We start from the raw sequence: 23,581 nt of genomic DNA, 5'->3' as shown, positions 1-23,581 counted from the left end.
TGTTCTGCCTCAGCGACCGAGGATGAGACTCATCGCTTCTGCTCGGGAGGCGCTTTCGCGCAGCTGCCCGCGCACGGCCGAGGTGATGGTCGAGGCTCCGGGCTTGCGCACTCCGCGCATGGTCATGCACAGGTGTTCGGCTTCGACGACGACGATGACGCCCTGCGGTTCGAGATGATCGACGAGCGCGTCGGCGATCTGTGAGGTCAGGCGTTCCTGCACCTGGGGGCGCCGCGCATAGATCTCGACGAGGCGGGCCAGTTTCGACAGTCCCGTGACCTTGCCGTTCTTGCTCGGAATGTAGCCGATGTGGGCGACTCCGTGGAAGGGCACGAGGTGGTGTTCGCAGGTCGAGTAGAGGTCGATATCGCGGACGAGGACGAGTTCCTCGTGGCTGATGTCGAAGGTGACGCCGAGGACTTCGGCCGGGTCGCGGTGGAGTCCCGCGAAGATCTCCTCATAGGCTCGAGCCACCCGGTGCGGGGTCTCGACGAGTCCTTCCCGGTCGGGGTCTTCGCCGACGGCGATGAGGATCTCACGCACGGCAGCGGCGATGCGCTCCTGGTCGACCTTGTTGTCCTGCCCTGCGGGGGCGGGGCCGAGACCGGCGGAGACCTCTTCGATATCGGCCATCAGTCGTTGTTCCCTCTGTCTTCGTTCGTGTCATTCGTCGCCGGTCCCCCGGTTCCCGGACCGCTTGTGCCTGGTCCTCCGGTCGGTCCCCCGGTGGGGCCGCCCGTCGGGCCGGTCGGGCCGTTCGGGTTCTCGGGTCCGGGCGGGTTGTGCGGGACGTGGGGTCCGCTGACGCCCGTGGGTCCGGCTCCGGGGATGTCGGTGGTGTCCACCTCGGCGCCGGTCGATCCTTCACCGTCGCTGCGTTCGCTCTGCGGTGCGGGCGGAACGATGGGGCCGCGTTCGGACACGGGGCGATCGTCGTGGGCCAGCCACACTTCGCGGGTGGCGCGTTTGACGACGGGGGCGAAGATCTCCTCGAGGGCGGCCTGGTCCAGCGTTTCGCGTTCGAGCAGCTGGTAGGCGAGGTTGTCGAGCACATCGCGGTTGTGCGTCAGCGCCCAGTAGGCGTCGGCGTGCGCGGAGTCGATGAGACCGCGGACCTCGCGATCGATCGAGGACAGGGTCGAATCCCCGTATTCGTCGCCGCCGCCGTAACCGCGGCCGGCGAAGGGTTCGGACTGGTCGTCGCCGATCTTGACCATGCCCAGTTTCTCGCTCATTCCGTACTGGGTGACCATCTTCCGGGCGATGTTCGTCGCCTTCTCGATGTCATTGCTGGCACCTGTGGTCGGGTCGTGGAAGACGATCTCCTCGGCCACACGCCCGCCCATGGCGTAGGCGAGCTGGTCGAGCAGCTCGTTGCGGGTCGTCGAGTATTTGTCCTCGCTGGGCAGCACCATCGTGTAGCCGAGTGCGCGTCCGCGCGGGAGGATCGTCACCTTCGTCACCGGGTCGGTCTGGTTCATGGCCGCGGCGACCAGTGCGTGCCCGCCCTCGTGGTAGGCGGTGACGAGGCGTTCCTTGTCGTTCATCAGTCGCGTTCGCTTCTGCGGGCCGGCGATGACACGGTCGATGGCCTCATCCAGGATCCGGTTGTCGATGACCTTCGCATTCTCACGTGCGGTGAGCAGGGCCGCCTCGTTGAGGACATTGGCCAGGTCCGCACCGGAGAATCCGGGGGTCCGCTTCGCCACCTGCCCGAGGTCGACCTCGTCGGCCAGCGGCTTGTCGGCGGCGTGGACCTCGAGGATGTGCTTGCGGCCCTTCATATCAGGGGCTTCGACGGGGATCTGCCGGTCGAAGCGACCGGGACGCAGCAGCGCCGGATCGAGAACGTCGGGACGGTTGGTCGCGGCGATGAGGATGACGTTCGTCTTGACGTCGAATCCGTCCATCTCGACGAGCAGCTGGTTGAGAGTCTGTTCGCGCTCGTCGTGTCCGCCGCCCATTCCGGCGCCGCGCTGGCGGCCGACGGCGTCGATCTCGTCGATGAAGATGATGCAGGGGGCGTTCGACTTCGCCTGTTCGAACAGGTCACGAACTCGGGAGGCACCGACGCCGACGTACATCTCGACGAAGTCGGAACCGGAGATCGAGTAGAACGGGACTCCGGCCTCACCGGCGACGGCTTTGGCCAGCAGGGTCTTGCCCGTACCGGGCTGTCCGTAGAGGAGCACGCCCTTGGGGATCTTCGCTCCCACGGCCTTGAACTTCTCCGGCTCGGCGAGGAACTCCTTGATCTCTTCGAGCTCTTCAAGCGCCTCGTCGACTCCGGCGACGTCCTTGAAGGTGACGTCCGGGTTCTCCTTGTTGACGAGCTTCGCCTTCGACTTGCCGAAGTTCATCATCTTCCCGCCCGACATCTGCGAGATGAGGAACCAGAAGACGACGAAGATGATGACGAACGGGATGAGCGTGCCCAGCAGCGACATCAGCCAGCTCTGCTTGGGCACCTCGTCGGTGAAGCCCTTGTCCGGGCCGGCGGAGTCGACGGCCTTGACGACCTGCTCTCCGCGCTGTTCGACGTAGAAGAACTGGACCTTCTTGCCGAAGTCCTTGCCGTCGACCTTGTAGTCGTCCTTGAGAGTGAGGTCGACGCGCTGGTCCTTGTCGACGATCTTGGCCTGTTCGACCTTGTCGTCCTTGAGTAACTGCAGACCCTGTTCGGTGTCGATCTGGCTGAACCCGGACTGACTGAACAGCAGAGCACCGATCGATACGACGAGCAGCGCCAGGACGATCCAGACCAATGGGCCCTTCGTCGCCTTGTTCAGCAGGGGGCGACGTTTGTTCGACTCGGCCATAAGTCCTCTCAGGAAAAAGATGTGGGCAACCGTTTCAGGCTACCGAGGCTGCCTGGGAACATCCCCCACAGCCTAGTACTTCGCACCCCTATAGCCCGAATGCGTGCCGAATCTATTCCGTCACAGACCCCGGACTCGGCCCGGGTTCGCCGCGGGCGTAAAAAGCGGTGCCAGCGGACTCAGCTGTAGACGTGCTGGGCCAGGGTCGCCACGAACGGCACATTGCGGTACTTCTCCGCATAGTCGAGTCCGTAGCCGATGACGAATTCATTGGGCACGTCGAAGCCGACGTACTTGACGTCGATGTCGACCTTGACGGCTTCGGGTTTGCGCAGCATAGTGCAGATCTCGACGGTGGCAGCTCCGCGGGTGCGCAGGTTCTGGACCAGCCAGGACAGAGTGAGGCCGGAGTCGATGATGTCTTCGACGATGAGGACGTGCCGATCGGTGAGGTCGGTGTCGAGGTCCTTGAGGATCCGCACAACGCCGGAGGACTTGGTGCCCGAACCGTAGGAGGACACGGCCATCCAGTCCATCGTCACAGGAGAGTGCAGGGCGCGGGCAAGGTCGGCCATGACCATGACGGCGCCTTTGAGGACGCCGACGAGGAGGATGTCCTTGTCTTTGTAGTCTGCATCGATGGCGGCGGCCAGTTCAACGAGTCGTGCGGCTATCTGCTCTTCCGAGACGAGTACTTTTTCGATGTCATTGCCGAGATCGTTGATGTCCACGAGTGTCGATTCTCCTCAGATGCGGGTCCTGGAGATTCCATTATGGGTCACTTTGCCTCACCGGTGCCAGTGGGCCCGGATGTCGGTGCCAGTTCGTCGTCGACGGTCCCCGGACCGGCCGACAGCCAACCGGTGATCGCCATGAGTGCGGAGATGATGACCATGAACCACAGCGGCACCTGCCAGCCGCCGCTGACCCCGAGCAGTCCGCCCACGGCCAGGGGGCACAGTGCGGCGAGCACATAGCCCGAGGACTGGACGAACGCCGAAGTCGAGGCGGTGACGGAGACCTCGCGAGTGCGGGAGGTGATGAGCGCCAGCGCGGCGGGGAACGCGAATCCGCCGTATCCGAGCAGAGCCGCCCACAGCCAGGGGAGGCTGACCGGGCTGAGCAGCAGTCCGGTATAGCCGGCGACGGCGCTGGCCCCGAAGGAGACGAGGAAGGCGCGCGGGGCGATGCCCCGGACGATGATCTGCGGGGCGAGGAATCCACCGGGCAGACCGCCGAAGGTGACGATCGTGAGCATGATCCCGGCGAGGAAGGGGTCGAGCCCGGCGTCGCGGTAGATCTGCGGCAGCCATCCGAACTGGAGATAGGCATTGGCCGATTGGAGGCCGAAGAACATGGCCATATACCGCGCCTTGGGCGAGGTGAAAACCGCTCGCCGAGGCGGCGCCTCCTCCTGCTGCCCACCGGGCTCCGCGGCCTGTCCGGAGAGGACGGGCACGGACTTCAGTGTCCGCAGCACCGTCCAGGTGATGAGCGCGGACAAGGGCAGGACCAGCCAGAAGCCGAGACCGAAGCGCCACCCGCCGAACTGTTCGGCCAGAGGCGCAGTCAGCAGCGAGGGCAGCATCGAACCGAGGCCGAGCGAGACCGTGAACGTCGTCGCGCCCAGGGTGGGCCGGTGCGGGAAGCGGGACTTGACGTAGACCGGCAGGATGACGTTGCCGATCGACATTCCGGCCAGGGCGAGGACCGTGAGCAGAGCGAAGGCCACCCATTCGGTGACGATGGCGCGCAGACCGATGCCTGCCACGATGAGGGCGGCGCTCAGGGCTAGAGCGGAGAACAGACCGAGGCGCTTGAGCAGGGGTACGGCGATGATGCCGCAGATGGCGAACACGAGTCCCGGCAGAGCCGTGAGCAGACCGGTCTGCCATTCGGCCAGGGAGAATCCGTCGCTGACTTCGGAGAGAACGGGCCCCAGGGAGGAGGCGGCTGGGCGCAGCGAGGCGGCGATGAGGACGAGGCAGGCCAGGGCCAGAACGTCGAGGCCGCGGTTGCGTCGGAATCCCTGCACGGGCGAAGTCGTCATGGCCTCATCCTTTCAGACCGCTGCAGTCGTCGTGCGCGCGGGCCGCGGCCCCATAGAGGCACGCAGACAGGCACAGCTTCCGATGGTATACCGTTTGACGGTCGTAGGCTGAGCACATGATCGTTGTGAAGAATGTGCGCCTGTTCCCTCGCACGCCCGATGCTCCCGCCGTCGACGTCGAGATCACCGAGGGACGGTTCTCTCGCCTCTCCCCCGCCGAGGATGCCGCCCCCGATTCCGCGCCACCGGCGACCGGGACGACATCGACCAGGACCGAGGTCATCGACGGGGCGGGGCGGATCCTGCTGCCTGGCCTCGGCGATGTCCACGCTCATCTGGATTCGAATCGGATGGGCCAGACGTTCCGTCCGCACACCGCCGACGGCACTCTGCACGGGTACATCATGAACGATCGCGAGAACTGGCGGCAGGGCGAGCGCAGCGTCGCCGATCAGGCCGCGTACGCAATTGCGAAGATCATCGCGTCCGGAGGCACGCGCATCCGCTCACACGCACAGGTCGATGCCGACTGCGGTCTCGAGCGCTTCCACGGGGTCAGGGCCGCGCTCGAGGCTCATGTCGATGTCCTCGACTTCCAGATCGTTGCCTTCCCGCAGGCTGGAATCGTGCACGAGCAGGGCGTCGAAGAGCTGCTCGATGCGGCTCTGGGCGAGGGCGCGGACCTCGTCGGCGGACTCGATCCGCTGCTCTACGACCGGGATCCGGTCTCCCACCTCGATGTCGTCTTCGGCCTGGCTGAGAAGCACGGCAAGGGCATCGACATCCACCTCCATGAGGCGGGCACCGCGGGACTCTTCACGCTCGAGGAAATCGCTGCGCGTACTCGAGCCGCGGGTATGGCCGGGCAGGTCACGGTCTCCCATGCCTTCGCTCTCAACACGAACCCGGAACCCGCGGTCGCTCGGATCCTCGATGTCCTCGCCGAGGCGGGAGTGGCCCTGACGACGGTTGCCCCGGCCAAGGGTGCGCTGCCGCAGAGACTCATCCGTGAGCGCCGAATGGCTCTGGGACTCGGCGAGGACGGTCAGCGGGACTACTGGAGTCCCTATGGTGACGGCGATCTGCTGCGCCGGACCTGGCAGCTGGCGTTCACGAACGGATTCCGTGCAGACGCAGATATCGAAGGCTGTCTCGACATCGCCTCACGCGGAGGAGCGCAGGTCATGGCCGGTGCTCGTTCCGACGGTTCGGCTCTGGTCGACGATTCCCGGTTCGGTCTGGCGGTGGGCGCTCCCGCGGACTTCGTGCTCGTCGACGCCGACACGGTCACCTCGGCGATCATGGACTGCCCGAGGGACAGGGATGTGTTCAAGGGCGGTCGACTCATCGCCTCCGGCGGCGAACTGGCGGGCGGGCCGCGGCTGAGCTGAGTCTCAGCGGGCCTTCGCGGCCGGTTGGAACACGGCCCGCCCGTCGGAGACGACGACTTCCGTGTCCCCGGGCAGGGACAGTCGACCGCGCCTGCGATCGCGGATGAGTGCGCAGAGTTCGGCGACCCGCACCGCTCCGAGGTTCTGTCCGGGCACGCCGAGTGAGATCGCCCAGTCGCGCACGACGCGGCTGAGCACGGCATCGTCGAGCGCAGTGAAGACCTCCACCGGCACCGAGGCGGCTCCGCGGATCGTCTGCCCTGCCGCCTCGGCGTGGGCATCGATGAAATCGGCGTCGGCTCGGCAGAGGTCGGCGGTGCGGGCGAGGTTCGCGGTGATCGGTTGGTCGAGTTCGGCTTCGAGTCCGGCCAACAGCTGCCGGGCCCGGACGCGGGTGAACGCGGTGTCGGCGTTCATCGGGTCGTCCCAGATCTCGATGCCCTGTGCCTGACAGGACGCTTCGGTCTGGTCTCGGTCGAGGCCGAGCAGGGGACGCATGAGGCGACCGGCCAGCGGGCTCATCCCGGCCAGGGACCGGGTGCCCGATCCGCGCATGAGGCCGAGCAGAACGGTCTCTGCCTGGTCGCTGCGGGTATGGGCGGTGAGAATCCAGTCGGCTCCGGCTGCGGCCCGAGCGGTTTCGAGGGCGGCATAGCGGGCGGTGCGTGCCGCGGCCTCGAGGCCTTCCTCACCGGCATCGATCCTCACCCTCATCACCTCGGCGGGCACACCCCAGGATTCGGCGGTGACAGCAACCCGGTCGGCCACTTCGGCGGTGACGGTCTGCAGGCCGTGGTCGACGGTGACGGCACGGGCCCGGATCTCACCGCGTCGATGGAGAAATGCGGTCGCGTGGAGCAGCGCCATCGAATCCGCTCCCCCGGACACTGCGACGATGAGGCCCGGGACAGACGCTCCTGCGACGGCGAGCGCTGCGCGCACGGCATTGCGGATGGCTGCGCTGGCCGGGTCGAGGGTCGGCCGCCTCGGCGACGATGCGCTGCGCGGCCCCTCAGCCGTGGACACGGTCGAGCCAGAGCTGCGGTTCGTGGATTTCGGCCGTGCGCGGCAGGTTCGCGGGTTCGGCATAGATGCGGGAGAAGCCCTTCTGTCCGACCTCGCGGCGGACGGCACGGACGAACTTCGCTCCGTCGCGATACTGGGCGAGTTTGAGGTCCATTCCGAGCAGATTCGTCAGGAACCCGCCTTGGGCGGCATCGCGGCGGGCCTCGAACTTGCGGCGCAGCCGGCGCACGCTCGGGATGACACCGGCTCCGACTTCGTCCATGACGACATCGGCGTGGCCTTCGAGCAGCGACAGGATCGCCGTGGCCTCGTCGAGTGCGGTGCGCATGGTCTCGTCACGGATGAGGTCGATGATGCTGGCCTCGCCCTTGACGATGCGTCCGAGGGTGGCGAAGAGGTCGACGATCCCGCCGACCCCCGGCATCGTCAGTCGGGTCGACACGGCTCCGGAGAGCAGGGTGCGCATATGTTCGCGCAGCCAGGGCGCGGTCGCGAACTGCACTTGGTGGGTGGCTTCGTGGAGGGCCACCCACATGCGGAAGTCACGCGGATCGACGTCCATGGCCCTCTCGGCGATGAGCACGGCGGGGGCAACGAACATCAGCCGTCCCGTCTCCACGGCGAAGGGGTCGAACTGGCCGAGCACGCGAGTCGACAGGAGTGAGAGCACCCCGGCGACCTCGACGGCGCCGGCCTTCGCGGTGGCGGGGCTGACCGGGGCGGGCAGGGCCGCCTCATCGAGCATTCCATTGACGGACTGCGCGTTGGCTTTGACCCAGCTGACCTGGTCGAGGACGAGCACGGAACCGGCGGCGAGCCGTCCGCGCACATCATCGGCGTGCTCCGGCGGCAGCAGAAACGAGTCGAGCACGAGGTCCTGGGCGGTCAGCGCATTGTCCTTCATCCCCTCGACGAGTCCGTCGAGCACACCCGGTTCGGGGACCTTCGCCGCGGAGACGAGCTCACGGGCGGTGCGGGCGGCGAAGTTCTCGTCGATGATCATCGGCAGCCGCAGTTCGCGAGGGCTGTGACGATATCGTCCACGGTCTTTCTGGCTTCCAAGATCTTGTCCTTATCCACGTCGTCGATCTGGATGGAGAATACGAGGTAGCGGCCTTCCGCGTCGAGCACTCCCCCGGCCAGGGAGGTCACGGTCGACAGCGTTCCGGTCTTCGCATGCACCACCCCTGAGGCGTTCCTCTCGTCGAGGAATCGGTCGTGCAGGGTGCCGGTCAGTCCGCCGACGGGGAAGTAGCTGACGAGCCCGGCCAGCGAGTCATCGGCGACGACCGAGGCCTGCAGCACGGTCGTGAGATCGTGCGGGGCGATCCGGTTGTCATAGGACAGCCCCGAGGTGTCGACGAGGTGAGTGCGCCCGAGATCGACGGATTCGCCGAGGGCCTCCAGGACCGCCTTGGGACCGTTCTCGAGGCTGCCGTCCTGCCCCTGAGCGATGGCGACCTCGTTGCCGAGCATCTCGGCGACGACGTTGTCGCTGTGCACGAGCGCGTATTCGACGATCTCGGAGATCGTCGCCGATTCCACCCGGGCAAGTTCCTTCGGGTTCTCGGACTCGGACGGCGCCTCGGATTCGGACCGGTCGGTCGCCTCGGTGACGGTGATCCCGGTCTTCTTCAGCTCTTTTTCGAAGATCGAGAACGCGTCCTTCGCCGGGTGTTCGCTGCGGCCCCGCCAGTCGGCGTTCTTCGACCCGACGTAGGCGGTGTCGACCATGATCGGCTGGATCGGGGTGATCACGCCCTTGGCGATATCGGACCGGGACCAGCCGGAGTCGAAGTCCTCGCCGACGTAGCGGCTCGTGTCCAGGTTGAGGGCCACCTCGGTGATGTTCTGGTCCTTGAGGGCGGCCGCGGTGTCTTCGGCCAGGGTCCGCAGTCCCCCGTGCCCGTTGACCGAACCGGGATCGGAGTCTCCGGCCGACAGGAGCACATCGCCGCCGCCGGTCAGCGTCAGGGTGTTCGTGTCCGCGTCGAAGTCCGTCGTCGTCGCCAAACGCTTCTCCCCGCCGATCGCGGACAGGGAGGCGGCCGCTGTGAGCACCTTCGTCACGGAGGCGGGAGTGCGCGGCTTCGTCTCGTCCTTCGCGTAGAGGACGTCGTCGCTGATCCCGTCACGGACCTCGAGGCCGAAGCCCTTGACCTTCGAATCCTTGAGCACGGCGTCGATCGTCTTCGGGATCTGTGTGGGCACAGGAGCGGAATCGTCGACCGCCGAGGCGGGGGCGGGCACCTGCTGGGCGTGGGCCTGCGGAGTGGGCACGGTCTGGACCTCGACCTGGGGTTCGGTGGTCAGCACGCCGGGCAGGCCGGGCACGAGGTCGTAGGCGTCGACGGCGGCATAGGCACCGAGGGCGAGGACGATGATCCCTGCGGTGATCGCACCGCCCTTCTTCCGCCGCGAGGTCGCCTCTCTGCGGTCGCGGCGCGGGGAGCCGGAGTCCGACGGGTTCTGCGGCGCATCGGTGTCGTTCAAACGCAGGCTCTCATTCCTCGACGACCGTGAGGCGGTCGCCGTCGGTGGGCGGTGACGGGGACTTGTACCATCTATTCTAGTGATGCACCCCTAACGTGAAGGAGCACTATGGAACTGCTGGCCACAATCGAGATCCCCCAGGGGTCCCGCAACAAGTACGAAGTCGATCATGAGACCGGTCGGGTCAAGCTCGATCGCTACCTCTACACTTCGATGCAGTACCCCGCCGATTACGGCTATATCGAGGACACGCTCGGAAACGACGGCGACCCTCTCGATGTGCTCGTGCTGCTGCCCGAGCCGCTGTTCCCCGGTGTGCTCATCGACATCCGTCCCATCGGCATGTTCCAGATGGAAGACGAGGCCGGAGGCGACGACAAGGTCCTCGCCGTGCCCGCCGGAGATCCTCGCTGGGACTCCTACACCGACATCTCGGACGTGGACAAGTTCATGCTCGACTCGATCGAACACTTCTTCTCCCGGTACAAGGACCTCGAGCCCGGCAAGTACGTCAAGGGTTCGAGCTGGGCCGGCCGCGAAGCCGCCGAGGCCGAGATCAACGCCTCGATCGAGCGTTTCAAGGCCGAGGGCCACTGAGCCCTTCCCCTCTCACTGTGCTGAGAACTCAGCGCTGATCTGCGACCGCCCGGATGATGACATCCGGGCGGTTTCGTTTGGCCCCCGACCGGGGCCCCAGCGTGATGACCATCACGATTTCTTAGGTAAGCCTAAGGGGCAGTGTGAGCCAGGTTATGCGATTGTCGAGTCATGAAACTCGATCATGTGTCATACGCCAGTGAACCTGACGGCTATCGTGCGACCGCCGAGCGGATCGCGGAGAAGCTCGGAGTGGCTCCCTACGACGGCGGTGTGCATCCTCGATTCGGCACCAGAAACCTCATCTTCCCCCTAGCGAACGGCCATTACCTCGAAGTCGTGGAAGCCTTGGAGCATCCGGCCGCTCTCTCGACCCCCTTCGGTCAGGCGGTCCGGGCTCGTTCCGAGCTCGGCGGTGGCTGGATGGGCTGGTGCGTCTCGGTCGACGATCTCACCGCAGTCGAAACCCGCCTCGAGCGCAAGGCTGTCGATGGAAACCGCACGCCGGAGTCCGGTTTGGAACTTCGGTGGCTGCAGATCGGTGTCAAGGGGCTCATCGCCGATCCCCAGCTGCCGTTCTTCATCAAGTGGTCCGCCGACTCCTCGCAGCACCCGTCGACGTACAAGACGAATCAGGGCGTCGACATCGACACCCTGCAGATCGCCGGGGACCGCGATCGTCTCCGCGATTGGCTGGGCACTCAGGATGCCAAGCCGATCTCTGAGATCAACATCGACTGGTCCGCACCCCACGGGACGCCGGGCATCATGTCGGTGAGCTTCAACACGGAGAACGGCCCCGTCACCATCTGAGCACATCAGAGTCCGCATACTCTGCGGAGTCGAAGAAGGCCAGAGGCAGTGTCGCCTCTGGCCTTCTTCAGCTTATGGTCCTGGAATCATCAGTCGCCCTGGAACTCCGTCGGCGAGTCCTGCTCGCTTTCCGTCCCGTCTGCGTTCTTCCGACGCAGATGAGCGGCCGTCGCCATCGCACCGCCGACGGCGAGGAGACCTGCTCCGCCGCCGAGCAGCGGCAGAGTGCTGTCAGTACCGGTCCACGGCAGTTCACCGCCGTCCGAGCCGGACCCGCCTGAACCGGAGCCACCTGAACCCGAGCCGCCGTTCGAAGAACCGCCGCCCGAACCAGATCCGCCGGAGCCGCCCGAACCGGAGCCGCCGTCGCTTCCGGCGCTCGCGGCCGCACCAGCTGCCGCGGCATCCTTCGCGCCGTCCTGCGACCCGGCCGTCGATCCGGAGCTGTCGGCGTCCGTTCCGGTCCTGTCGCCCTTGGCATCGGTGTCCTCACCCGTTCCGGCACCATCTGAGCTGCCGTTCTCATCCGAGTCCTTCGCCCCTTCATCTGTGCCGTCGGCGTCGGAATCCTGGTCCTTCGGCGGTTCAGTCGGGTCCGGTGCCGATCCGCCGTCGCCCTTGATGATCTGCACGACCGTGGGCCGCGGCATCGCGGCCACTCCCTTGTCGACATCGGTCGCGTCGACATAATCGGGGAACTGCGAGTGCTGATCGGCATAGGAGCCGTCCTCACCTGGGTGCTGGACCGCAACGAAAGCTGACTCATATTCATCGTGGACGAGTGGTCCGCAGACCTCGGCTTCGCGAGGCACGGACAGGAACTGTTCGACCCGGCCGCGCTGGTCGCCATCGATCGTGACCTTGAACAGCCCGTCGCAATAGCCGATGCCGTCGGGAGCACCGTCGGTGGAGATCCACAGGTTTCCGGCGGTGTCGAAGGCGACATTGTCCGGGCAGGAGATCGGTGAGACCTGATCGGCGGGGAAGCCGGAGAAGTAGGTGGCGTCGCCCTGCTTCGGGTCTCCGCAGACCAACAGCAGCGTCCAGTCGAATTCGGTGCCCGTATGATCGCCGGAGCGCTCGGTGATCTCGACGATGTGCCCGTCGCGGTTCTCCGTGCGCGGATTGGCCTCATCTGCAGCGGCCTTCCCGTCGGTGCCGCGGTCGGAGTTGTTCGTGCAGGCGACGTAGATGCGGCCGTTGACCGGGTTCGGTTCGACGTCTTCGCAGCGGTCCATCTTCGTCGGCCCGACCTTGTCGGCGGCCAGTCGGGTGTTGACGAGGACCTCTTCGACGGAGAATCCGGACACCTGCGACTTGCCGTCCTTGACCAGCGGAAGCCACTGTCCGCTGCCGTCGAACTCGCCGTCGGCGGGCACCTCACCGCTGCCGTCGATCTCGGACTTCGGTGAGTTGCCGGTGAACTTCGCGACGTAGAGGTCGCCGTCGGTCAGCAGCGTCTTGTTGTGTTCGCGGTCGCCCTCGACGTAGGTGTCCTTCGAGACGAACTTGTAGAGGTAGTCGAATTTCTCATCGTCTCCCATATAGGCCACGGCGTGGCCCGAATCGGAGATCGTGATGTTCGCCCCTTCGTGTTTGAAGCGGCCCATGTTCGTGTGCTTATGAGGGGTGGAGTTCGGGTCCCAGGGGTCGACTTCGACGATCCAGCCGAAGCGATTCGCTTCGTTCGCGTAGCCCGGGTTGTTCGTATCGAATCGGTCGACATCGGCTTCCCACCCGTTGGCCGAGTCTTCGCTGTCGAGACCGTAGCGCTTATCGGCCGCCGAGGTGCCCTGCGCCTTGAAGTACGAGTTGAAGTTCTCCTCACCGGACACCAGAGTACCCCAGGGCGTGAGCCCGCCCGAGCAGTTGCCGAGAGTGCCCTGCGCCTTGTCACCGTTCGGATAGTCCTTCGTCCGCAGCAGATCGGAACCGGCGGCGGGACCGGTGAACTCGTATTCGGTGTCGATGAGGAACCGGCGGTTCTTCTTTCCGTTGACATCGATCGTCCACGTCGACTTCTCGTCCGTGCGGATGAGTTCGGCAACGGTCAGTCCGTGGGCTTCGCGGCTGATCGCCCGCTGATCGGCTCCGTCCATGTCCTCGGGGTACATGATGGCGTCGTTCGTGTATTCCTGGTTGGCGAAGAGCACGGCCCGGTTGGAGTCATCGGGGTCGATCTGGATGGACAGGAAGTCGTTGTTGTAGCCGAACTGGCGGCGCTGCGCCTCTGGGCTCTGATTCTCCGGGTCAAATTTCGGAGAGTCGGGGAACAAGGGGTCTCCCCAGCGGACGATCGGATGCCAGGAGTAGCCTTCGGGGACGACGAATTCGTCGACCTCATGCTGGACCGGGTCGATGGCGGTGAAGGCCAGACTGCCTGCGGTGGCTGCTGCGGCAGAGCGTGCGGTCGGACTCGGTGCGGTGGTCACTGCGATGGCCAAGGCACCGGCAGCAGAGGCACCGAGAACCGCGCGACGGCTGAGCTTCGCATTGACGATATCGCGGAAATACCCATTTGCCGATGTGTTGCAGGTGGCCTTGAGGCAGGCGTTGTCGCACTTCAGTGCGCACGTGACGGGGCTGCGCTTGCCACGCACATGGTCGGCCATCGGCAGAAAGGTTCGCATCGATTCTCTCCTTGTATCGGGTATCTTCCCAGTCCGGGGCCCGCCCGGCACAGAGGGCGGAACCGGAAGGACTCACCCGATCGAGACTGTCACCGGCAAGCGGCCCTGGAACTACCCGTCGGTGAATCAGAGGTGAACCCGGAGGGAGGAATGAGTGTCCCGTTCGCCTGTCCCGACCTCGCCTGCAGCACTCAGCCGATGTCGACGAGGGCGAGTACTCCCGGGGCGAGGAATCCGACAGCGTCGATGATGACATGCGCCCACACCAACGGCATGAGCCTGCCCTTGCGCAGGAAGTACCAGCCGAAGATGATGCCCATGGCGACGTTGCCGATGAACGGGCCGATGCCCTGGTAGAGGTGGTAGCTGGCGCGGAAGATCGCCAGGGAGATGATGATCGGCCACGGCCCGAAGCCCAGCTGCCGCAGTCGCAGCGCCCCGAAGCCGAAGATGAGCACCTCTTCGAGGATTCCGTTCTTCGCGGCCGAGAGCAGCAGCACGGGAATCGTCCACCAATGATCGCCGAGGTTGGACGGCTGGATCTCGGCAGTGATCCCCAGTGCCCTGCCGCCCGCGTACACCCCGAGGGTGCCGATGCCGATCACGAGGAAGATGAGGGCGCCGTGGCCCAGGTCGCGCAGTCGGTGCCCGTCGACTCCGAGCCTGATCGGCAGCGGCAGGGCCGGTCGGTCTCGACTGAGCAGGTAGATCGCGAGGGCGACGGGCACGAGGGTGAAGCCGATGTCGAGAAGCTGGTAGATCAGGTCGAAGGCCGGCCGGGGCGAGATCGAGGTGTTGAGCTTGGCCTGGGCGTCGCTGATCGGTCCGCGCGTGGCGATGTCTGCCAGACGGACGATCGCATAGACGGATGCCTGCCCCAGGGACAGGGCCGCAATGAGACCGAGCTCGAACCACAGGCGCTTTCTCTCCTGTGGTTCGAGCTCGGTCGTCATGGACTCAACTCTAGCCGGGACGGGTCAGTGTTTGGGTTCGCCGCCCCCGTCATCACGACGCGGCTGCTGGCTGCGCAGGGTGAAGTCCGTTCCCGGCCCATCGCCCCGGATCCCGTCGTCGTCGCGTCCGTCGCTGCCGGTCGGTTCGTCGTCGCGGCGGTCACCGAGGCGGTCGGCGTCCGTCGATTCGTCCGACGCCGAGGCGGCCCTGCCCGAATCCGCGGACGTCGAGTCCGCGGTCGGTGCGGTCGCCTCGGTGGGGACCTCCCCTTCTGCCTGCGCCCGGGTGTCGTCGGAACCGACGGCAGCGGCCCCAGCACCGGCTGGCACAGCGGCAGTCTCCCGCTCATGTGCCCGTGCCTCGGCGGCATCGAGGACCTCGCCGCGAGCCATGTTCTTCACGTACTTCTTCTCGGCTCGGCGTTCCTTGACCCCTTCGAGCAGCAGGTAGAGAACGGGCACGAGGATGAGCGTGAGCAGCGTCGAGCTGACCAGTCCGCCGATGACGACGATCGCCAGCGGCTTCGAGATGAACACTCCCCCGCCGGTGAGCCCGAGGGCCATCGGCAGCAGAGCGAAGATCGTGGCGGCCGCAGTCATGAGGATCGGACGGTAACGCAACCTGGCACCGTGGACGATGGCCGTACGCAGATCGACCCCGCGGATTCGGAAGTGGTTGATGAGGTCGATGAGCACGATCGCATTCGTCACCACGATGCCGATGAGCATGAGCAGACCGATCATCGACGTCAGCCCCAGCGGAGTGTCGGTGATGAGCGAGAGCGCAACCGAACCGGTGGCCGCGAACGGGATCGAGACCAGCAGGATCAGCGGCTGCAGCAGCGACTTGAACGTGGCGACCATGATGACGAACACGATGAGGATCGCAGCAAGCATCGCCAGTCCCAGCTGCGAGAACGCTTCGTTCTGCTCCTGGGTGGCACCGCCGGTGTCGACGGACACCGTATCGGGCAGGTCCACCTCGTCGAGGGCGGACTGGACCTCGGTCGACACTGCTCCGAGGTCATCGCCTTCCGGAGTCACGGACACGGTGGTCGAACGCTGCGAATCCGTGTGGCGGATCGTCGGTGCGGTCTTGACCTCCTTGACGTCGGCGACCTCATCGAGTTCGATGAATCGCGGCTCCGATGTCACGGGAGCGCCCGCGTTCGGATCGCCGCCCGTCGCACCGGCACCTCCGGCCGCACCACCAGCACCGCCTGCGCCGCCGGCTGGACCGGCGTCACCCGAACCTCCGGCACCACCGCCAGCTCCTCCGGCACCACCGGCCGCGCCGGCGTCACCTGAGCCACCGGCACCTCCGGCCGCACCACCGGCGCCGCCTGCCGCACCTGCGCCGGCTCCTCCAGCGGGAGCCGTCTCTTCCGGCTTGCCCGGGATCTTGAGTTCGCGCAGCTTCTCCACGGTGTCGGCATTGCGATCGAAGAGCAGCACCGAATGGGAGACATCGTCGATGACGACCTCACCGATCTGCTGGCCATGCATGGCACGCTGCACATACTGGCCGATGGCCGCCTCGGTGAGGTTCTCCTCTGCGGCCTTCTCATGATCGACCTTGACTTCGATCACGGGCTGGACCGCGGCGGTATCGCTCGTCACCGACTGCGCCGACGATACGCCCTCGAGCTTGTCGCTGACCTTGTTCGTCGCGTCCTCGAGTTCTTCGGAATCGGTGGCCGTGAGTGTGACGTCGATGGTCTGCGCACCCGGGGTCGAGCTCTGGCTTGCCACCTCGACGTCGCCGGCGCCCTTGAGGCCGTCGAACTGCTTCTGCAGATCTGCGGAGATCGACTGCGCCGAGACTCCGGACTTCGTGTTGACGATATAGGTGCCCGTCAGCGACGAATCGTCGGTGAAGCCGAACGACGTGCCGCCTAGCGACAACTGGTAGTTGTCGACATCGGATTCGTCGGCGAGGATGTCCTCGACCTTCTTCGCCTGTTCCGAGGCCTCATCGAGGTCGGTGCCCGGGTCGAAGGTCTGCGAGATCTGCAGTGAGTCCTGCCCGGTGTCGCCGAAGAGCTCTGTCTTCAGCTGTGGGATCATCGCTCCGGTGCCTGCGAGCACGAGCACGGCGATGAGGATCATGATGATCGGGTGCTTCGTCGAGAACCCGATGGCCGGCATATAGGTCTTCTGCAGTCGCGTCACCGGCGAATGCATTCCGGCGAGCTCGTCGACCGCTTCCGTTCCGTCTTCGGATTCGCCGTAGCGCGGTCCGCCCGCTGCCACTCCGGTCGCATCGGTTCGAGTCGTGGCACCGGCCTGTGCGGAGGCATCAGCGCGCGGGAACGATTCGACACTGTCTCGAGGACCGGTGTCCTCGGCTTCGGCACCGGCAGCGACGAGGTCGCGCTTCCTGTCGGCCTTCTTCGCTTCCTTCTTCTCTGCCCGCCACTGCGACAGCATCGACTTGCGGCTGCGACGGATCTCCGCCTTCTCCGCACGGGTGAGCTTGACCTTCGCTTCACGCTGACGCAGGAACCAGTACGCGAGGACGGGCACGATCGTCAGTGCCACGAACAGGGACGAGAGCAGGGCGATGGTCGCGGTCAGGGCGAAGGGCCGGAACATCTCTCCGGTCTGCCCGGTCACGAATGCCAGCGGCAGGAACACGGCCACCGTGGTCAGCGTCGATGCGGTGATGGCACCGGCCACTTCGGAGACGGCGGCGAGGATGTTCGAGAACTTGTCGCCGCCGGAGGCGTGGCGTCTGCGGATCGCCTCGATGACGACGATGGAGTCGTCGACGACGCGGCCGACGGAGATCGTCAGCGCACCGAGGGTGAGCATGTTGAGGGTCTCCCCGCCCATCCACAACCCGATCATGGCGATGAGGAGGGAGAGCGGGATGGAGATGGCGGTGATGATCGTCGCCCGCACCGAGAGCAGGAAGACGAGGATGACGAGGACCGCGAAGATCAGGCCCAGCCCACCCTCGTTGAGCAGGTCGTGGATGGACTGTTCGATGAACGGGGCCTGGTCGAACGCGGAGACGAACTCCGTGTTGTCACCCATCATCTTCTCGAGTTCGGGCAGCTTGTCGGCCACCGCGTGAGAGACGTCGACGGTGTTCGCGTCGGATTCCTTCATCACCGACACGGACAGCGAGGGTTCGCCGTTGGTGCGCGAGATCGACTCGATCGGCTCGTCGACGAGTTTGACGTCGGCGACGTCGGAGATCTGGATCGGCCCGTCCTTGCCGGAGATGACGAGGTCTTTGATCGCATCGATCGAGCGGATGCGGGTGCCGACCTCGACCGGGGCCGCGCCGTCGTCGCCCTTGAGCTCACCGGCCGAGGTGGGCACACCGTTGGACTGGAGGATTCCGGCCACCTCGTCGAGGTTGGCTCCTTCGTCCTCGAGGTCGTCGCGGCGGATGCTGATCTCGACCTGTTTGGTCTTCGCTCCGGCGATCTGGACCTGGGAGACGCCGTCGACCTTCTTCAGCTCCGGTTCGACGATGTCTTCGAGATTCGCCGCCAGCTGGTCTTCATCGGCATCCGAGGTCACGGACAGGGCGAGCACCGGAATATCATCGGTGCCCATCATCATGACGTTCGGTTCGACCCCGTCGGGCAGGGTCGGCTGCACCTGGGAGACGGCGCGCTGCAGGGCACGGACGACGTCATCGGAGTCGTCGCCGTACTTCGTGCTCACGGTGATCTGCGAACTGCCCGCCGAGGAGGTCGAGGTCATGTCCTCGACCTCGGGCAGTGCGGTCAGCGCCCCTTCGAGTGGGTCGGTGACTTCGGATTCGACGGCCTCGGGGGTGGCTCCTTCATAGGAGGCGGTGACCGTGGCCTGTGGGTTGTCGAGGGACGGGAAGAGCTCTTGCTTGAGAGCACCGGCACCGATGACGCCGAAGATGATGGCGACGACGGAGATGAGCGCGATGAGCGCCCGGTTCTTCAGACTCAGCCGGGTCAGGAAACTCACGAGGGGGACTTTCTTTGTCGTAGACAGGGCGACGACGCAGAACGCCGACTCAACCAACCATCCTAGTGAGTGTCCCCTGAACCGCACATGAGGAAAACCTGACTTTTCGGAACCAGAATCCCGACGCATCGCGTTTCGTGCGACAGCTCGGTGAACCGGCAACAGCTCGGTCCGTGCACCGAGCTGTTGCCGGTGCGCCGAGCTGTCGGCAGGCTATTGAACGCCGGCCGGTCGGCGGGGACGGGTCTCACGGCCGAAGAACCACAGGCCCGCGGCGACGATGCCGAGGACACCGGTGAGCAGGAACGCCCACGAGTAGTCGAAGTGATCGACGACGGCTCCGGCGATGATCGGGCCGAGGATGGCTCCGCCGTCGAGGGCCATCTGGTAGCGGGCGAGCACTCGGCCGCCCTTGCGGTCGCGGCCGATGACGTCGGCGACGGTGGCCTGCTGAGCGGGGTTGGCCAGGCCGGAGCCGATCCCGGCGATGATGGAGAAGACGAAGAACAGCCAGATCGAATCGATGAAGGCCAGCGCCGCGGTGGTCACGCCGAGGACGAACAGGCCCCATTGGATGAAGGGTTTGCGCCCGACGGTGTCGGCAAAGCGTCCGACCACCGTCACGGCCGAGGCATTGCCGATGGCGAACATGGTCAGCGCCAGTCCGGCCACGGCGGTATCGGCCTTAAGGGCCTGGATGGCGAAGAGCGGGTAGATGGCCACGCGGATGCCCATCGCCGACCAGCCTTGGACAAAGGCGGAGATGAGCGCCGACCGGTAGGCCGAATCCTTCCAGGCTTCCCGGAAGGACATGACTTCCTGCTGCTGCTTGTCCTTCTCCGCTTCCAGCCGGGCACGCCCGGATTTCGTCGAGGAGCCGAAGGATGCGGTGGAGGCGAGGAAGACGCGGACGACGATGGCGGCGATGAGCAGACCGACGGCATAGATGATGAACGGAATGCGCATCCCCCATCCGGCCATGGCACCGCCGAGGACGGGTCCGGCGATATTGCCGACGAGGAATGCGGTCGCATACGTCGACGATGCCTTCGCGCGGGCGTCGATCGGGGCGAGGCGGACGATGAGCGCCATCGCGGAGACGCTGAACATCGTCGAGCCGATGCCGCCGAGTCCGCGGAAGATCAGCAGCTGCCAGTAGTTCTGAGCGAAGGCGACGGCCGCGGTGGAGGCTGCGACGATAAGGAGACCGGTGATGTAGATGCGGCGTTCGCCGAAGGCATCGACGAGGCGCCCGGATGAGGGTGAGAACACGAACCGGAAGAATGCGAACGAGGAGACGACGATGGTTGCGGCGGTGACCCCGAAGTCGAAGCTCGCCGCGAACTGCGGCAGGACGGGTGCGATGATTCCGTAGCCCAGGGCAACGATGAAGGCCGCTGCCACGAGGACATAGATCTCCTTGGGCAGGCGGCGCGTTTCCGGAGTGTCGGTGTCGGGAGTGCTCACAGGGTATCGAGGAACTGTTCGGGCTTCGGCAGGGGGCGAGTGCTCGTGGTCAGGCGCTGTCGGTAGCGTTCGGGGACGGCTCCGATGTAGAACCAGCCCATGAGCAGTTCATGATCGTTCAGGCGGTGGAGGCGGCGGACCGGTTCGGTGTTCGTCAGGGTTCCCGAGCGCCACATGACTCCCCAGCCGGCTTGCCACAGGGCGAGTTCGAGCAGGTGGCCGGCACCGGCGGCGGTGGCGTGCTGCTCCCATTCGGGAACCTTGTCATGTTCGACCGGTGAGGAGACGAGGGCGAGCAGAAGCTCGGCCCGCAGCGGCTTCGTATTGGTCTCCCCGGGATTGCGGACGACGCCAGCGGCTTCGTCGAGGGCGTCGCCGAGGCGGTGCCGGTCGTTGCCGCGGATGATGAGGAAGCGCCAGGGGCGCAGTGACTTGTGGTCGGCGACCGAGGAGATCGACCGGATGATCTCGAGCAGGTCGGAGTCGTTCGGAGTCTCCGGGTCGACCTTCGAGATCGACCGTCTGGTACTCAGAGCGTGGAGGACGGGATCGGCGACGATGTCGATCGACGACGGCGCTGAGTAGTCGGGACCGCGGCGAGTGGGCGTCACGGCTGAGGTGCGGTCCGTCGCTGAGGCGGCGGCCGCCTCGGTGGGGTGAGCCCCGTCCCGCGGGGACACATCGAACTGTGCACCCTGGATGTTCTGGGCTTCCTGCGCGGCCAGGCTCTTCGCCCATGGCCCGGTGTTGCCGTCGAGGAAGTGGGCACGGACGCGGTCTTTCGTCACATCGCAGGCCTTGCCCGAGTCCTTGGACCGTTTGCGGTCCTTGTGTTTGGACTTCTTGCATCTGTCCTTTTTGTGACTGCCCATCAGCTCACCCATTCGGCGAAGGCGGTGCGGGCCTTGTGCAGTTTCGGGTCGATGATGACACGGCAGTAGCCGTTGTCCGGGTTCGCGGTGTAGAAGTCCTGGTGGACCGCCTCGGCGGGATAGAAGGTACCGAGAGGTTCGAGGGTGGTGACGATCGGATCGTCGAACAGGTTCTGCGCGGATTCGATGGCCTCGGCGAAGTGCTGCTTCTCGGTCTCGTCGCGATAGAACATGGCCGACCGGTACTGGGTGCCGACGTCGTAGCCCTGGCGGTTCAGGCTCGTGGGGTCGTGGCCGGTGAAGAACAGGCCGAGGATGACGTCTTCGGGAACGATGTCGGCGTCGAAGGTCACCTGCAGGGCTTCGGCATGGCCGGTCATCCCGGAGCAGACCTCACGGTATCCGGGGTTGTCGGTGTGTCCGCCGGTGTAGCCGGAGATCACTTCTCTCACGCCGGTGGTCCGCTGGTAGACGGCGTCGAGGCACCAGAAGCAGCCGGCGCCGAGGGTGAGGGTACGAAGATCGCTCATGCAACGTATAACGATGACGCGAGCAGGTTATTCCCGGCCCCAGCGGTACGATCAGCTGCCATCGGCGCGGAAGGTCAGCTGATCGGGGGCAGGCCACGTCGCCAGCACGGTCACATGTTCGTCCTCGTCGAGGATCTCGAAGCTGTTCGAGTAGCCCGCATAGTCTGACTCCTGTTCGAGGCCCTCGGGATGCAGCGTTCCCGGCACAGAGTCCTCGGGAAGATCCTCGGAGACCCTGAAATCTGAATCAGGCGAGCTGAACGAGATGGCGTCGAGATAGCCGTTGACGATGCTCAGACTCAGTTCCCTCTCAGCCGTCTCTCCCCCATCTTGGTCCGCGCTGTGCCTGATCCCAACGACCGGGTATGTCTGCGTTGCCGGGACCACCCGCGGGGATGATGCTGCGGGGTAGACGTGGATGCTCTCGATGTCTTCGTTCCTGATGATCTCGGCCAGCCGGTCGGGGTCCAGAATGATCGGCTCGTTTCCCGGATACTCAGCTCTCGGGTAGGTGACCCAGACGAAGAAGCGCGCGGTGTCGAGCTGCTCGGACACTGCCTCGGCGGTGGCTTGTGCGACGGGATGCGGCTGTGACAACAGGAGGTTCACCGACTCCCGGATGCGGGTGGGCAGTTCGATCTCGACCGGCGCGTAGTCGAAGTCCTCGACGTCGTCGGCCCATTTCTCGACCTTGTCGATGAGGACCGCTGTCACCGCGACGAGCCCGCCGTTGACGACGGCATTGAGACCGCGGCCGACGCCCGTCGGCAGTTTCGCATCGATAGCCTCCGCCAGCCGCTCCGTCAGCGGCCAGAGCGCCCATGAGGCCGCTCCCGCTGCTGCCGCGGTGACCGCATTGAGGAACGCCGGGGAAGTCACGCTCGCCTGTTCGTCCCACCAAGTATCCGCGTCGGCATCGCCGTCGAGTACTCCGACGTCAGAGATGTGCGCAGGAGAGGATGCATATCGGACGGGACCGCTCCCTCTGGTGGAGAAGGCTCCGAGGAATTCGTCGATGCCGCTCGATCCGCCCACCTTGCCGAGGAAAGCCCGGGACCCGGTGAGCCAGGTCAGGCCCGCATTGGCCAGGGCGGTTCCCGCTCTCAGGCCGGTCTGGCGTTCGGCGGAGACGTCGCGGCGGCGCACCAGCGCGAGGGCGCCGGTGCCGAGTGCGGCAGCGGTACGGACGGTTCGGTGATGACGAAGGGGGATGTCGGGAAGTCGCATGTCCTTATCGAAACATGCCCGCCTGTGACGCAGATGAGAGCGGTCAACAGTCTCGGCGGTATCCGGACCGGCGACCGCGGCGGAGGTTCACATCACCATGCCCGAAGGCAAGGAGAAGCCGAGTTCTGCGGCGGCCTTCTGTGTCGAGGGCTGGTGCCAGAACTTCGCCACGGATTCGTTCGTCGCCAGGGATCGCATCTCGGCTTTGTCGAGGAAGAGGATCCCGGATAGGTGGTCGGTCTCGTGGGCGACGATGCGCGCCGACCAGCCGGAGACCTCCTCGGCGATGGGGTCGCCCTGCAGGTCGATGCCCGTCAATGCGATGTTGCGGGGGCGGGCCACGACGGCTTGGTAGCCGGGGATCGACAGACATCCTTCATAGAAGGCGACGTCCTCACCTCCGGCGCGTTCGCAGCCCGCGTTGAGGACCACCCTCAGCGGCATCGGCTCCCGTTGCCGGACCTTCGCGACCTCGGGATCACGGGCACCAGGATCTTCGGCGACGAACATCGACAGGCCGATGCCCACCTGCGGGGCGGCAAGGCCGACTCCCGGGGCGGCGAGCATGGTCGCTCGCATCACCTCGGCGAGCTGCTCGAGCTCGGCGTCGTCGACCTGCCCGTCGAAAGGGCGGGTCTGGGACCGGAGGACCGGGTTCCCTGCCTCGACGATGGGCGCGGTCCCGTCCCCCGTCTCGGCGGCGGTGAGGACGGCACGGATCTGGTCGGCGATGAGCGCATCGGAGACGTTCAC

General features: G+C 65.8%; 18 protein-coding genes. 3 read left to right on the top strand and 15 right to left on the bottom strand.

Annotated features, from left to right (window positions below):
* Nucleotides 1-9: 9 nt before the first annotated feature.
* The 4 genes from folE to ACVZTU_RS05095 form a co-directional block, all read right to left on the bottom strand.
* Nucleotides 10-633, bottom strand: a complete 624-nt coding sequence (gene folE, locus ACVZTU_RS05110) for a GTP cyclohydrolase I FolE (RefSeq protein ID WP_139468654.1) — start codon at nt 631-633, stop codon at nt 10-12.
* Nucleotides 633-2,819 carry an ATP-dependent zinc metalloprotease FtsH gene (gene ftsH / locus ACVZTU_RS05105; protein ID WP_139468655.1) on the bottom strand — a complete coding sequence of 729 codons (2,187 nt, stop codon included), beginning with the start codon at nt 2,817-2,819 and terminating at the stop codon, nt 633-635. Before ftsH ends, folE begins: the two co-directional genes overlap by 1 nt.
* 179 nt (nt 2,820-2,998) lie before the next feature.
* Complete coding sequence (gene hpt, locus ACVZTU_RS05100) at nt 2,999-3,550, bottom strand: hypoxanthine phosphoribosyltransferase (protein WP_139468656.1); 552 nt, start codon at nt 3,548-3,550, stop codon at nt 2,999-3,001.
* A gap of 47 nt (nt 3,551-3,597) precedes the next feature.
* Nucleotides 3,598-4,869, bottom strand: a complete 1,272-nt coding sequence (locus ACVZTU_RS05095) for an MFS transporter (protein WP_259357077.1) — start codon at nt 4,867-4,869, stop codon at nt 3,598-3,600.
* Between the two features lie 116 nt (nt 4,870-4,985).
* On the opposite strand from ACVZTU_RS05095, the gene ACVZTU_RS05090 reads away from it, so the two are divergent.
* Nucleotides 4,986-6,260 carry an amidohydrolase family protein gene (locus tag ACVZTU_RS05090; RefSeq protein WP_446655900.1) on the top strand — a complete coding sequence of 425 codons (1,275 nt, stop codon included), beginning with the start codon at nt 4,986-4,988 and terminating at the stop codon, nt 6,258-6,260.
* A gap of 3 nt (nt 6,261-6,263) precedes the next feature.
* Here ACVZTU_RS05090 and tilS read toward each other — a convergent pair whose 3' ends face one another.
* Genes tilS through dacB form a run of 3 tightly spaced genes read right to left on the bottom strand, consistent with a single transcriptional unit; the run spans nt 6,264 to nt 9,779 of the window.
* Nucleotides 6,264-7,286 (bottom strand): tRNA lysidine(34) synthetase TilS, encoded by a 1,023-nt coding sequence (tilS, locus tag ACVZTU_RS05085; RefSeq protein WP_482401543.1) that lies wholly within the window; start codon nt 7,284-7,286, stop codon nt 6,264-6,266.
* Complete coding sequence (locus ACVZTU_RS05080; RefSeq protein WP_139468660.1) at nt 7,273-8,289, bottom strand: zinc-dependent metalloprotease; 1,017 nt, start codon at nt 8,287-8,289, stop codon at nt 7,273-7,275. The genes tilS and ACVZTU_RS05080 overlap by 14 nt, the downstream gene beginning before the upstream one ends.
* A complete protein-coding gene (gene dacB / locus ACVZTU_RS05075) occupies nt 8,286-9,779 on the bottom strand; it encodes a D-alanyl-D-alanine carboxypeptidase/D-alanyl-D-alanine endopeptidase (RefSeq protein WP_482401542.1) in 1,494 nt (497 codons plus the stop codon). Before dacB ends, ACVZTU_RS05080 begins: the two co-directional genes overlap by 4 nt.
* 108 nt (nt 9,780-9,887) lie before the next feature.
* Between dacB and ACVZTU_RS05070 the strand changes: the two genes are divergently transcribed.
* Both ACVZTU_RS05070 and ACVZTU_RS05065 read left to right on the top strand, forming a co-directional pair.
* Nucleotides 9,888-10,376 carry an inorganic diphosphatase gene (locus ACVZTU_RS05070; RefSeq protein WP_101545791.1) on the top strand — a complete coding sequence of 163 codons (489 nt, stop codon included), beginning with the start codon at nt 9,888-9,890 and terminating at the stop codon, nt 10,374-10,376.
* A gap of 171 nt (nt 10,377-10,547) precedes the next feature.
* Nucleotides 10,548-11,189 (top strand): VOC family protein, encoded by a 642-nt coding sequence (locus ACVZTU_RS05065; protein ID WP_139468664.1) that lies wholly within the window; start codon nt 10,548-10,550, stop codon nt 11,187-11,189.
* Between the two features lie 89 nt (nt 11,190-11,278).
* Here ACVZTU_RS05065 and ACVZTU_RS05060 read toward each other — a convergent pair whose 3' ends face one another.
* The 8 genes from ACVZTU_RS05060 to ACVZTU_RS05025 form a co-directional block, all read right to left on the bottom strand.
* Nucleotides 11,279-13,819 (bottom strand): PhoX family protein, encoded by a 2,541-nt coding sequence (locus ACVZTU_RS05060; RefSeq protein WP_482401541.1) that lies wholly within the window; start codon nt 13,817-13,819, stop codon nt 11,279-11,281.
* A gap of 191 nt (nt 13,820-14,010) precedes the next feature.
* Entirely contained in the window at nt 14,011-14,772 is a 762-nt protein-coding gene (locus ACVZTU_RS05055; protein ID WP_482401540.1) for a CPBP family intramembrane glutamic endopeptidase, read from the bottom strand.
* A 24-nt stretch (nt 14,773-14,796) separates the two neighbouring features.
* Nucleotides 14,797-18,732: an efflux RND transporter permease subunit gene (locus tag ACVZTU_RS05050; RefSeq protein WP_482401539.1), complete on the bottom strand. Its 3,936-nt coding sequence runs from the start codon at nt 18,730-18,732 to the stop codon at nt 14,797-14,799.
* 213 nt (nt 18,733-18,945) lie between these two features.
* Entirely contained in the window at nt 18,946-20,199 is a 1,254-nt protein-coding gene (locus ACVZTU_RS05045; RefSeq protein ID WP_181270903.1) for an MFS transporter, read from the bottom strand.
* The gene (locus tag ACVZTU_RS05040) at nt 20,196-21,071 is read right to left on the bottom strand and encodes a nitroreductase family protein (protein WP_482401538.1); all 876 of its coding nucleotides are present in this window, start codon (nt 21,069-21,071) and stop codon (nt 20,196-20,198) included. The genes ACVZTU_RS05045 and ACVZTU_RS05040 overlap by 4 nt, the downstream gene beginning before the upstream one ends.
* On the bottom strand, nt 21,071-21,601 hold the full coding sequence (gene msrA, locus ACVZTU_RS05035; protein WP_139468669.1) for a peptide-methionine (S)-S-oxide reductase MsrA: 531 nt from the start codon (nt 21,599-21,601) through the stop codon (nt 21,071-21,073). Before msrA ends, ACVZTU_RS05040 begins: the two co-directional genes overlap by 1 nt.
* A gap of 51 nt (nt 21,602-21,652) precedes the next feature.
* Nucleotides 21,653-22,828, bottom strand: a complete 1,176-nt coding sequence (locus ACVZTU_RS05030) for a hypothetical protein (RefSeq protein WP_482401537.1) — start codon at nt 22,826-22,828, stop codon at nt 21,653-21,655.
* Between the two features lie 87 nt (nt 22,829-22,915).
* Nucleotides 22,916-23,581, bottom strand: a complete 666-nt coding sequence (locus ACVZTU_RS05025; protein ID WP_139468671.1) for a peptide deformylase — start codon at nt 23,579-23,581, stop codon at nt 22,916-22,918.

The sequence above is a fragment of the Brevibacterium sp. OS20 genome (assembly GCF_056837565.1).
This window is presented reverse-complemented; position numbering and strand designations above follow the sequence as displayed.